Origin of the sequence: uncultured Treponema sp., assembly GCF_945873775.1 — a bacterium.
GTDB lineage: Bacteria > Spirochaetota > Spirochaetia > Treponematales > Treponemataceae > Treponema_D.
This window is the reverse complement of record NZ_CAMCEC010000026.1, coordinates 1-12,022: the sequence shown is the minus strand read 5'-3', so window position 1 is coordinate 12,022 and position 12,022 is coordinate 1. Positions and strand designations below refer to the sequence as shown.

Sequence of the window (12,022 nt, the reverse complement as noted above, 5' to 3'; positions counted from 1 at the left end):
TAAATTTTACTGAAGAAGCAAATCCCCGTCTTTTATCCAGCCAATTTTTCTTAATATAGAACAAAACAAAACAGAAAAAACAGCCGGAAGAACAAAACAAATAAGAACAAGTCCAAGCCAGTCAAAAATTCCCGGCGAAACTGCAACAGCTCCGTGCGCAACCGCAGCTTGTGAAGGCTCAAACCATCCTGTTATAATTCCAATCTGACCTACAAGACCGCAAGTTCCCATTCCGCTTGAAACCGCAGCACCGTTCATCTGCATTTTGAAAACACAAGTCGCAATCGGGCCGGTTATAACGGAAGCAAGCGTAGGCGGAATCCATATCCGCAGATTTTTTACAATGTTCGGCATCTGAAGCATTGAAGTTCCAAGTCCCTGAGATAAAATTCCGCTCCAGCCATTTTCTTTAAAACTCATAACTGCAAATCCAACCATTTGAGCGCAACAGCCGGCAACAGCAGCTCCGCCCGCAAGCCCTGTAAGTCCAAGAGCCGCGCAAACCGCCGCAGAGCTTACAGGAAGAGTCAAAAGAATTCCGACAATTACAGAAATAAGAATTCCCATTAAGAAAGGCTTTAATGTTGTTGCCCACATAATTAAATTTCCAAACGCATAGGCGGCTTTTCCAATATGGCTTGCAAAAAGCAAAGTGAAAAAAACTCCGGCGGCAATTGTAACCAAAGGCGTTACAATAATGTCAACTTTTGTTTTTTTGCTTACTAGCATTCCGCATTCGCATGAAAGAACTGCAATTATAAGAACTGCAAGCGGTCCTCCAGCTCCGCCAGAAACATTTGCAGCCGCGCCAACAGCAACAAGAGTAAACAAAACAAGGGAAGAAGCTCCCATCGCGTATCCAATTCCAACAGCCATAGCCGCGCCAACAACATGAGCTTCACAGGCAAAGTTTCCTGCTGAAACAAAAAATTCAAAAACAGGATTTGTTCCAAGCCTAAGCAGCTGCTGTCCCAAAGTCTTGACAATTGTTCCAATCAAAAGGGACGCAAAAAGTCCTTGCGCCATTCCGCCCATCGCATCGATTAAGTAGCGTTTAACATACTTGTTCATAAAGAGTCCTTTAAAAATTTTTTAGATTGCTTACTTGGAAATGCAGTGATAGGAGCGTTCGTAGGCTCGTTAGGTTGTGGGATTCAACCGACAGTCATCACAACGTAATCATCGTTACAATTTTATTTTATCAGAGGGAAAAGAAAAAAACAATCCGCTGACGTTTTTGCATTTTTGTGCTATTCTTTTTAAATGTTTCATTTTATTGTAAATCCAGTTTCGCGCTCAGGCAAAGGACTTCGATTATGGAAAAGAAAAATTGAGCCGGTTTTGATTTCAAGAAAAATTCTATATGATGTTGAGTTTTCAAAAGAGCATGGAGACGTTACAAAAATCTGCTCCAAAATCAGCGAAAAATCTTCAGCAGAAAAAAACTGCACAATTGTAATTCTTGGCGGCGACGGAACTTTAAATGACGCAGTTCAGGGAATACAAAATTTTGAAACTGTTATGCTCGCATACATTCCGACAGGCTCAAGCAACGATTTTGCGCGCGACATGAAAATTTCAAAGTCAGTAAAAAAATGCCTTGAAAAAATTCTTTCAGCCACAAAGCCAGTTGAATTAGATTTAGGCGAAGTTATTACAGAAAAAACAAAAAGAAAATTTGTTGTAAGCTCAGGCTTGGGATTCGACGCAGCGGTCTGCCAAAAATCCTCACATTCATTTATAAAAAGAAACTTGAACAAATTCGGACTTGGAAAATTGACGTATCTTGCAATAGCATTGAATCAAATTATTCACGCTCCAAAGGCAGATTGCGCAGTTGAATTTGATAATGGCAAAAAACTTGTCCTGCCGAAATTTCTTTTTGCAGCTTCAATGGTTCATCGTTATGAAGGCGGCGGATTTAAATTCTGTCCAAAAGCGAATCCTACGGATGGAAAAATGAATTTGTGCATTGTAAACAACAAAACAGTTCTAGGAATTCTTTTTGCTTTGCCAACTGCTTTTTTCGGGCTGCACGGAATTTTTCCTGGAATAAATTTAATAGAATTTTCAAGCGCAACATTCAAGACAACAATTCCGCTTTGGCTGCACACGGATGGCGAAGTCTATCAAAAAACTTCTGAAATAACAGTTCGCACTTTTGAAAAAAAATTAAAAATACTGGGCATTTAAAAATGAATTATCAAATCGAGCTTGAAAAAATTCTTTCATCGCTAGAAAAAAATATTTCGCTAGAGAACAGACCAAAGCTTTTGCTTCATGCTTGCTGCGCGCCTTGCTCATCTTATGTTTTGGAATTCCTTGCTTCATTTTTTGACATAACAATCTTGTATTACAATCCAAATATTTTTCCAGAAGAAGAATATAAAAGGCGACTTGAAGAACTAAAAAAATTCCTGCCGGATTTTTCTCCAGCAAAAGAAAATTCTGTAAAGCTCCTGGAAGATTGTTATATTCCGCAGGAATTCTATGACGCAATAAAAATCAAGGAAAATCCAGAACTTGTAAAAGAACCAGAAAAAGGCGAGCGATGCAGAAGATGCTACGAGTTCAGGCTGAAGAAAACTTTCGAATTTGCACAAAAAAACAGCTTCGATTATTTTTGCACAACGCTTTCAATAAGTCCGTTTAAGGATTCAGAAAAAATAAACCAAATTGGAAAAGAGCTTTCTGAATGCGCAAATGAAAAACCAAAGTGGCTTTTTTCTGACTTTAAAAAGAAAGGCGGTTTTCTTAGAAGCCTTGAGCTTAGCAAAGAATTTTCTCTTTACCGGCAGCAATATTGCGGTTGCATTTTTTCCGCAGAAAATTCTAGCAAGACTCACGCACAACAAGAGAAGACGGAAGCACAATTTTAAGCGCGCTTTCATCCTTTCCTGCCGTTCCAGAAACAATCATTTTTACAGCTTGCTCGCCCATTGCTTTTTTCTGCACATTCATCGTGGTCAAAGGCGGACACGTGTATTCTGAAATTTCAATATTGTCTATGCTGATTATTGCAACATCGTCTGGAACCGAAATATTTTTTTTGCTCAAGCCGCGGAGAACTCCAATCGCAACTTCGTCAGAACCGCAGACAATTGCTCGTGGAATTTTTTTATCAGCAGGAAAAAAATCTATCGCTTTGAATCCGCCGCTCATGTCAAAAGTTTCGGCAATAAAAAAATTGTCTCGTTTTGCATCAAGATTTTTTTCAGACAAAGCAAGCTGAACTCCATGCACGCGGTCATCGTCCTCGCCAATATATCCTATGTCGGAAAAACCTTTTTGAATCAAATATTCTGTTGCCCGCCGCGCAGTTTCCTGTCTGTCAAACATAACGCTGCTCAAACCTTCATACTGAAATTCGATGCAGACAATTTTAGAAAGCCGCTCTTTTATTTTATCGATGATTTTTTTATCTTCATCAGTTTTCAGGCACTGATCCGTTGCAACAAGAATCAGCCCGCCGATTTCTTCTTCGTGAATCAAACTGTTAAACAAAACCGGATTTTTCAGCTCGTGGAAAAACCTTATAAAGCTCACCTGAAAATTCTGCTCATGCGCTTCAAGGTGAATTCCAGAAAGTATATCCGCATAATACGGACGCAAAAAAGTTTCAGAAGAGCAAAGAACAACGCCAAGCTTATTCGCTGCAAAACCAACATCGCCTTGCTGCAATGCCTGTGCCGCCTTGTTCGGCCTGTAGCCAAGCCTTTCAATTGCATCCAAAATTCTTTTGCGTGTTTCTGGAGCAACAGAACGGTCAGAGTTTCCGCTTATAACATAGCTTACCATGCTCCGTGTTACGCCGGCTTCTTTTGCGACATCATTTTGAGTAACAGCAGATTTCATATTTTCACCTTAAGGTTCGATTTTATGCTGTCATTCCCATGCTACGACATAGGAATCTGCTAAAAATTTACAATAGATTATTACCGGGTCAAGTCCGATAATGACAGCTAAACATAAAATATTATAAACAACTTGAATGAATATTGGAAGCCTAAGTTTTTTTGAATAGTTGAATAGCAACAGCAAAATCGTTAGCATAAGGCAACATAAGAGGTTTTCTATGAAGAAATATTTTTTTTTAGCAATTCTGGCGGGCGCATCAGTTTTTGTTTCCGCGCAGACTTTTAAACTTTCAGGCCATGTCCGCTCTGGAATTTCAACTGCATTCGACGGCGCAAAAGGCGAAGACAATGACGACATCAATTCATTTTCCGCGGCAACTTGGACAAAGGGCGACTATTTTGGCGACGATGAATTTTCACGCATAAGGCTCGATGGCGAATTCATTGGAACAGAAAAAAAATTCGGAGCAAGCATAAGATACCAGTATGCAGGTTCGTTTGACAAAATCGCTTTCAATGAAAAAATGATAACTTACGCAAACGCCTGGGGAAAATTTCTTGACCAAAAACTTTTTGTTTCAGGCGGAAGAATAAAAGATATGTTTTTTACTTCAACCGGATTTGAGCAGTTTACATTTATCACAAAAAAAACTGGCGGCTATGCGGTTTATTCAATTCTGCCTGAACTGAAAATCGGCGGCGCAATCGTCCAGGATTATTTGTATTCATATTCGAAAGGCGAAAAATTTTATCCACGGAAAGACGGCTACGATAATGGAGCAAAAGAATTCGGAAAAAACGCATTCGTTGGCGGAATAAATTTTACAAAAGATTTCTTTAGCTTTAGAGGAGCAGTTGCAGCAGCCGGAGCAGGATACGCAAATGTGAATTTGAAATTTGCAAACGGAATTAAATTCAGCGCAGAAGGAATTTACCAAAAACAGAAAACACGAAATGAGTTCAGAATGGGAAAACCTGAAATTCCAAAAATGAAACCAGCCCAGCTTGTTTTTGTTGAAAACATTGAATACACAGGAATTGACAAATTGCTTTTGGGAATTGCGAGCTACCAGCATTTTAGAGACGAAACTTACACAGACAAAGACGGCGACACATTGAATTTCTTTTCTATAATTCCGGCGGTAAAATATAACTTACTAGACAGCCTTTCATTAAGCGTTGAAAGCACAATCAGAATTTTTGACAGCCGCTACAAAGGAGACACAGACACTTATGCAAATATAATTCCTCGTGTTGACTTTGAAATTGCAAAAGGATTTACAGTGACTGTATATGGAGACATTTCCACAGACACTGACAGAAGAAAAAATTCCGTTGGAGCTGGCGTCTGCGTTGTATTCTAAAAAAATATCAGGCTAAAACTGTCATTCCCGCACTTGATGCGGGAATCTAGTATCATTTAAAAGATTTGCTGACTGAGTTTGCTATGCAAACATCACCGGGTCTATGCCCGGCAATGTCATTTTACACAATTAATGACAAAAAATTAGTATTCTATTTTTGACATATCTGTAACTTCTTTGTTGTAGTCAACGCCATCAACATCGAAGCCGTTTATAATCAGGAAGTCGTGGCGAATTCCTGCCAAGTCAACAAGCTCGTTTACATTTTCTTCTGTAACAGCCGGCATAACTTTATTCACTTCATCCTGAACTTTTGGATCCATTTCCCAGTCATCCATGCGGATTCTATTTTCTGAATCTACAGGAACTTTTCCGTCAGCTGTATAAAGACGCTCGGCAAACAAACGCTCCATCTGCTCAATGCATCCTTCATGAGTTCCCTGCTTTTTCATAATCTTGAAAAGAACGCCAAGGTACTGTGTGATAATCGGAATAACAGAAGATGAACGTGTAATAAGTCCCTTGTTAACACTTACGTAAGCAGCTCCGCCTTTTGCCTTAAGAGCAGCATCAATATTGTGCGCACGTTTTTCCAAATCCTTTTTTGCCTCGCCAATTGTTCCGTCGCGGTAAATTGGATGAGAAAGAGAAGGTCCGATGTAAGAATAAGCCAAAGTACGGCATCCGTCTGCAAGAACATCCGCTTCTGAAAGCTGTTTAATCCATCTTTCCCAGTCTTCGCCGCCCATTACTTTTACAGTGTTCGGAATTTCATCTTCTTCTGCCGGCTGTGTTGAAGCCTGAGTAATTTTTCCGGTCATCATATCAAGAGAGGCTCCAGAATAAACCTGATTAATAGGCTTGATTACTGAACGGTACATAACTTTTGTATCTGGATCTGTGCGGACAGGACTTGCCAATGAATAAATAACAAGGTCAGCTTTTGCGCCCCAGTCTTTAAGCTGCTTTATAACTTCCGCGCGGCATTCATCGCTGTAAGCATCCGCATTGAAAGTCTTTGTCTTTAATCCGGCTTTCTCTGCGGCCTTGTCAAATGCCATGTTGTTGTACCAGCCAGGAGTTCCGCCTTTTACCTGTGTAGGCTGTTTTTCAAATGAAACTCCGATTGTGTCAGCTCCGTATTCAAAAGCTGCTGCAATTCTGCTTGCAAGTCCGTAGCCTGTAGAGCAGCCAAGAACAAGAACAGTCTTTGGAGCTTTTCCGCCTTCCGCCAAAGTCTTAGTTCCACGCTTTGCTTTCTGAACTATAACATAATTAATCTGATTTTCAGTTTCTTTTGCGCAGCCAATTGGATGAGCATTGATACACATATTGCTGCGGATCATCGGTTTAATAATCATTTTAAAGTCTCCTGTAAAAAATATAGTTATAATTTTAAAGTCTATCTACTTTGACATTTTACGTCAATATGTCAAATCCAGGGCAAACGCATTATAAATGTATTCAGCATAAAACTGGCTCCCAGGCACGGTTTCCTGGTTCAAAATCGCGCAATAATGCGCTACACGCTGATTGTTGCAAAGTAACTATAGAATTGCCCGCTCACGCGGTCACAGCAATCAGAGTGTTTTTACCCCAGAAACTGTTCCTGCGTTCAGACTTTACTTAAATTATTTATAATGCGTTTGCCCTGATGTCAAATCCTGTTATCTTCTTGAAAAAAATTCATCATTATGGCACTATTTTTTTGAAAATGCTTTAAGCTAAAACTGAATTTCTTCCGAGGTATTATTATGAAAATGTACCACAAAATTTACAAACTTTCATTTTATTTTATTTTTTCCCTTATAATTATTCAGGGAATCTTTGCAGCCCCGAAAGTTTCAGAAAGAAGACAAAAACTCATAACATATTCGCTTTCATTTGTAGGAACAAAATATGTTTACGGCGGAACAGATCCGGAAACAGGATTCGACTGCAGCGGATTCATAGATTATGCAGTTAAAAACGGAGCAGGCATTCAGCTTCCGCGCACCGCAAACGAAATTTACAACAGCAGCCGCATACTAAAAATCGACCCAAAGGAAAAAGAGCCAGGCGACTTGATGTTCTTTAAAAACGACCCGAACTCTGACCGCGTAACACATATCGGACTTTATTGCGGAGTTTACCGCGGACCGATCACTGAATTCAACGGAAAGCGCGTTTTCGTTTCAGCAGTAAGCGACGGACCAAAAACAGGAGTTCAACTCACATTGATTAGTGAACGTTTTTGGAAAAACCATTTCTTTGGATATGGAAGAATTCTTCCGCGCACAAAAGTACAAGCTCAAAACACAAAAACACAAAATGCAAGAGTACAAAAAAAGTAACATTTTCAGCAAAAATCTGTTTTCAATAATATGAAAAGAGCAAAATATATATGCGCAACCTTTTATCTTTTTATTCTTCTTGCATTTACAGGCTGCGCATCTTTGGTTCAAGTCAAAGCGGAAAAAAATGGAATGCAGACTTTTTCAGCTGAAATTGATTTAGGCGAAGTAATTTCAACTGCAATAAAAGAAGCTTCAAGCGGACTAAGCGAAATTAATTCCAGCGGCGGACTTGATTCAAATAACGAGCTTGTAATTTTCGATACAAAAAAAATAAAATCCGCGCTAGAAAATTCAGAATTCAAAAATGCAAAAGTTTCGTCTCCAGAATTTTCCAAACTGAATATTTCTGGAACTGGAAATTTTTCAAGCTTTGTTTCCCAGAATGAAAAATCATTAAAAATAAAATTCAGCCCGGAAAATATAAAAAAATTAGCTTCAACGCTTCCTGCAGAAACGCAAAGTTTTTTTGACCTTCTTATGGCTCCGGTTTTTACAGGCGAAGAAATGACTGCCAGCGAATACGAAGATTTAGTTGCGGTTGTCTACGGTGAAAATCTTGCGCAGGAACTAAAAAAATCCGCAGTGGAACTTTCGCTTGTTTCGCCAGCAGGAAAAACAAAACGATTTTCTATTCCACTTACGGATTTTCTGACTTTATCTGAAGAAAAAATTTTCTCTATAGATTTTTAAATTCCGTTGTAATGCGTTCTGATTTTGTCCAAGATATAATCTTCAAATTCCTTGAGAGCAAATGTCTTCTGCGGAATCTTGGATGAAAATCTAAAGCGGCAAGTAACGGAATTTTCTCCCTGTTCTTTTTCTCCAACAACAAGAATGTACGGAGTTCTGTGTTCCGTTGAAATGTTCTTGATTTTGTTTTTCATGTTGCTGTCGTCTGTATAAGCATTTGCGCGCACTCCAAGCGACTTAAGCTCATCAGCAACTTTTTCAGCATAAGAGTTGAATTCTAGAGCAACAGGAACAACCGCCGCCTGCTCAAAAGAAAGCCAAGCAGGGAAAACACCAGCATAGTTTTCAATCAGAATTCCAAGGAAGCGCTCAAGAGAACCAAGAACCGCGCGGTGCAACATTACAGGATGATGCTTTTGATTGTCCGCGCCGATATATTCAGCATTAAGTCGTTCTGCGCTCGGAAGCTGATAGTCAAGCTGAATTGTTCCGCACTGCCACTGACGGCCAAGAGCATCAATAAGCGTGAACTCAAGTTTAGGTCCGTAGAATGCGCCTTCACCAGGCTGAATCTCATATTCCATTCCTGCTGACTTGCAAGCCGCCGCCAACGCTTTTTCCGCGTGCTGCCAAGTTTCCAAATCGCCAACGTGATCTTCCGGCATTGTAGAAAGTTTTACAAGCAAATTTTTGTCAAAGCCAAAATCTTTATAAACATCAAGAAGCAAACGGCAGAATTTAGAAACTTCACTTTCAATCTGATCTTCTGTGCAGATAATATGCGCATCGTCCTGAACAAATCCACGCACACGCATAATTCCATGCAAAGTTCCGCTCGGCTCGTTGCGAACACAATGTCCGAATTCCGCAAGACGCATCGGCAAGTCTTTGTATGAGCGGACTCTTGAATTAAAAATTTCAAGCGCGCCAGGACAGTTCATGGGCTTGATTGCAAACATACGTTTTTCACTTTCAGTAACAAACATATTTTTTTGGTAATGTCCCCAGTGCCCGGAACGCTCCCACAAAGTGCGAGGCATTATAGCTGGCGTATTTACTTCCATATAACCGTCTTTGCGGATTTTTTCGCGCATATAGTCCTGCAAAGTTACGTACATTGTCCAGCCATTCGGATGCCAGAAAATCTGACCAGGATCTTCCGGGTCAAGATGGAACAAATCCAGCTGCACGCCAAGTTTGCGGTGATCTCGTTTGTCCGCCTCTTCAAGCATTGTAAGATAATCTTTTAAATCATTCGGCTTGTAAAAGCAAACTGCATAAATGCGTGTAAGCATCGGCCTCTTTACATCTCCTCTCCAATAAGCGCCAGCAATGCTCATAAGTTTAAATGACTGCTGATTTATTTCCTTTGTATTCGCAACATGAGGACCACGGCACAAATCAAGGTAGCCGTCCTGCTCATAAGTTGTTATAACTTCGCCTTCTGGAAGTTCCTTTATAAGCTCTTCCTTGTAAGGCTGATCTTTAAAAAGCTCAAGCGCTTCTGACTTTGAAACTTCTTTGCGGATAAAATCATGGTTGCCGGAAATAATTTTGCGCATTTCTTTTTCTATTGAAGCAAAATCTTCCGCGCAGACTTTGTGTCCTTCTGGAAAATCAAAATCATAATAAAATCCGTTTTCTATTGCAGGACCGATTGCAATTTTTGTTCCCGGAAAAAGATTTAAAACTGCTTCTGCCATTACGTGCGCACAACTGTGGCGTATTGTCTGTAATTTTTCATCAACTGCCATTTTCAATTCCTCGAAATTCTATACTGCTAATAGCATAGATTATTCTTTTTTTATTTATATTTCAACAAGACGTCAAGCGATGTCTATTTTTTCTATATGCGCGCCAAGAGACTTTAAGCGTTCCACAAGGTTTTCGTAGCCACGTTCAATCTGATACACATTGCTAATCCGGCTTTCTCCACGGGCACAAAGAGCCGCAATAACCATTGCCATTCCAGCACGGACATCAGGAGAAACAAGATGCTCGCCATGAAGAGAACTTGGACCTGCAACAACAGCACGGTGAGGATCACAAAGCGTAATTCGCGCGCCCATGCTTATAAGCTTGTCCACAAAGAACATTCGGCTTTCAAACATTTTTTCAAAAATCAAAACAGTTCCTTCAACTTGAGTTGCAACAACTGTCATAATCGAAGTTAAATCCGGCGGAAATCCCGGCCAAGGACTGTCATCAATTTTTGGAATCATTCCGCCTAAATCTGTGTTCACTTTCATTTCCTGATCCGCGGAAACTGTAAGAACATCTTCTTCAATATCCCAGCGGATTCCAAGCTTGTTAAAAGAAATTCGCAGCGGGCGCAAATCATTTACACGGACACCTTCAATTTTTATAGAGCCGTGAGTAGCGGCGGCAAGTCCAATAAACGAACCTATTTCCATAAAATCCGGGCCAATTGAAAAATCGCAGCCCTTAAGCTTTTTTACGCCTTCAATCTTTAAAATATTTGATCCAACTCCTGAAATTTTTGCGCCCATTGCATTCAGCATATTGCACAAATCCTGAACGTGAGGCTCGCTAGCTGCATTTGTAATTTCTGTTGAACCTTCCGCAAGAACAGCCGCCATAACAGCATTTTCTGTGGCAGTAACAGAAGTTTCGTCAAGAAAAATATCAGAGCCAACAAGCTTATTCGCGCTGAACTCAAATTTTCGGTCTATTGAAACACGTGCGCCAAGTTCTTCAAGCGCAAGAAAGTGAGTGTCAAGACGGCGGCGGCCAATAACATCTCCACCAGGAGGCGGCATTATGGCTTTTCCAGTGCGGGCAAGCAAAGGTCCTGCAAAAAGAATTGAAGCGCGGATTTTTTTACTGAGCTCAGGAGGAATATCATTTCGAGATATTTCAGAAGCATTTATTTCCCAGGCATTTTCAGAAAGCTTTTCAACTTTTGCGCCAAACGACTGCAAAATCAAAAGCATAACGCCTGTATCTTCAATTTCTGGAATATTTCGTAAAATAACTTTTTCGGAAGTAAGCAAGGAAGCCGCAATGCAAGGAAGAGCTGCATTTTTGTTTCCGCTTGCCTTTATAGTTCCCTTTATTGGAAAACCGCCTTCTATTTTATATTCATACATAGCGCAATTATAAACAGATTTTGAATGAATTTCAATTTGGGCAAAAATATTATCTATGGAAAATCATTCGCCACAGCAAAGATGAACTAGAACTTCAACTGCTTTTATCATCTGGTCAAGGCTAGCCCATTCATTGCGCGAATGAAAATTGTGTCCACCTGTAAAAATATTCGGACAAGGAATTCCCATTTCCGTAAGCCTAGAACCGTCAGTGCCGCCGCGAATCGGAGTAAAAACCGGCTCTATTCCGCTCGCCTTATACGCTGAAACAAGCCGCTCTGCAACTTTTGGATTCTTGTCCAAATTTTCTTTCATGTTCAAATACTGCTGTGTGTGCAAAACTTCAGCCTTTCCGCCAAAAAGTTCAGAAATAGTTTTTGCAAGAAGCTCAACCGTAGATTTTCTTTTTTCCATTCCGTCCGCAGAAAAATCACGGAGCAAAAGAGAAACCTTCGATTCTTCTATAGAACCTTCAATTGAAATCAGCGCAAAAAATCCTTGCCTGCCGTCTGTTGTTTCCGGGCGTTCTCCAGCAGGAAGATTTGCAACAAAGGACGAAGCCATGCTGATTGCGTTTACCATTGTGCCGCGCGCTGTTCCCGTGTGAGTCGCATTGCCCTTGAACACAACGTCGCTCCTGAACGCATTAAAACATTCTGTTTCAA

Annotated in this window: 11 protein-coding genes; 5 read left to right on the top strand and 6 right to left on the bottom strand. The window is 40.3% G+C overall.

Annotated elements, in window-relative coordinates:
- Positions 1 to 6: 6 nt before the first annotated feature.
- Positions 7 to 1,071 carry a PTS transporter subunit IIC gene (locus Q0N70_RS10710; RefSeq protein WP_294016601.1) on the bottom strand — a complete coding sequence of 355 codons (1,065 nt, stop codon included), beginning with the start codon at positions 1,069 to 1,071 and terminating at the stop codon, positions 7 to 9.
- Positions 1,072 to 1,263: 192 nt separating this feature from the next.
- Here Q0N70_RS10710 and Q0N70_RS10705 point away from each other — a divergent pair, with 192 nt between their 5' ends.
- Both Q0N70_RS10705 and Q0N70_RS10700 read left to right on the top strand, forming a co-directional pair.
- Positions 1,264 to 2,193, top strand: a complete 930-nt coding sequence (locus Q0N70_RS10705; RefSeq protein WP_294016599.1) for a diacylglycerol kinase family protein — start codon at positions 1,264 to 1,266, stop codon at positions 2,191 to 2,193.
- Positions 2,194 to 2,195: 2 nt separating this feature from the next.
- A complete protein-coding gene (locus Q0N70_RS10700) occupies positions 2,196 to 2,879 on the top strand; it encodes an epoxyqueuosine reductase QueH (protein WP_294016597.1) in 684 nt (227 codons plus the stop codon).
- Here Q0N70_RS10700 and Q0N70_RS10695 read toward each other — a convergent pair.
- Positions 2,833 to 3,855 (bottom strand): LacI family DNA-binding transcriptional regulator, encoded by a 1,023-nt coding sequence (locus tag Q0N70_RS10695; RefSeq protein ID WP_294016595.1) that lies wholly within the window; start codon positions 3,853 to 3,855, stop codon positions 2,833 to 2,835. The genes Q0N70_RS10700 and Q0N70_RS10695 overlap by 47 nt on opposite strands.
- Positions 3,856 to 4,075: 220 nt before the next feature.
- Between Q0N70_RS10695 and Q0N70_RS10690 the strand changes: the two genes are divergently transcribed.
- Positions 4,076 to 5,221, top strand: coding sequence for a hypothetical protein (locus Q0N70_RS10690; RefSeq protein WP_294016593.1), 1,146 nt, complete (start codon positions 4,076 to 4,078; stop codon positions 5,219 to 5,221).
- Positions 5,222 to 5,364: 143 nt separating this feature from the next.
- Here the strand turns inward: Q0N70_RS10690 and fabV are convergent, their stop codons facing one another.
- On the bottom strand, positions 5,365 to 6,582 hold the full coding sequence (gene fabV / locus Q0N70_RS10685) for an enoyl-ACP reductase FabV (RefSeq protein ID WP_294016591.1): 1,218 nt from the start codon (positions 6,580 to 6,582) through the stop codon (positions 5,365 to 5,367).
- Between the two features lie 393 nt (positions 6,583 to 6,975).
- Here fabV and Q0N70_RS10680 point away from each other — a divergent pair, with 393 nt between their 5' ends.
- Both Q0N70_RS10680 and Q0N70_RS10675 read left to right on the top strand, forming a co-directional pair.
- The gene (locus tag Q0N70_RS10680) at positions 6,976 to 7,554 is read left to right on the top strand and encodes a C40 family peptidase (RefSeq protein ID WP_294016589.1); all 579 of its coding nucleotides are present in this window, start codon (positions 6,976 to 6,978) and stop codon (positions 7,552 to 7,554) included.
- Positions 7,555 to 7,584: 30 nt separating this feature from the next.
- The gene (locus Q0N70_RS10675) at positions 7,585 to 8,247 is read left to right on the top strand and encodes a hypothetical protein (RefSeq protein WP_294016587.1); all 663 of its coding nucleotides are present in this window, start codon (positions 7,585 to 7,587) and stop codon (positions 8,245 to 8,247) included.
- Here the strand turns inward: Q0N70_RS10675 and thrS are convergent.
- The 3 genes from thrS to Q0N70_RS10660 form a co-directional block, all read right to left on the bottom strand.
- A complete protein-coding gene (gene thrS / locus Q0N70_RS10670) occupies positions 8,244 to 10,001 on the bottom strand; it encodes a threonine--tRNA ligase (protein ID WP_294016585.1) in 1,758 nt (585 codons plus the stop codon). The two genes, Q0N70_RS10675 and thrS, sit on opposite strands and share 4 nt — an antisense overlap.
- Before the next feature lie 72 nt (positions 10,002 to 10,073).
- Positions 10,074 to 11,357 carry a UDP-N-acetylglucosamine 1-carboxyvinyltransferase gene (gene murA / locus Q0N70_RS10665; RefSeq protein ID WP_294016583.1) on the bottom strand — a complete coding sequence of 428 codons (1,284 nt, stop codon included), beginning with the start codon at positions 11,355 to 11,357 and terminating at the stop codon, positions 10,074 to 10,076.
- A 63-nt stretch (positions 11,358 to 11,420) separates the two neighbouring features.
- Positions 11,421 to 12,022: M20/M25/M40 family metallo-hydrolase (locus Q0N70_RS10660; RefSeq protein ID WP_294016581.1), on the bottom strand; the 602-nt coding region annotated here is incomplete at its 5' end.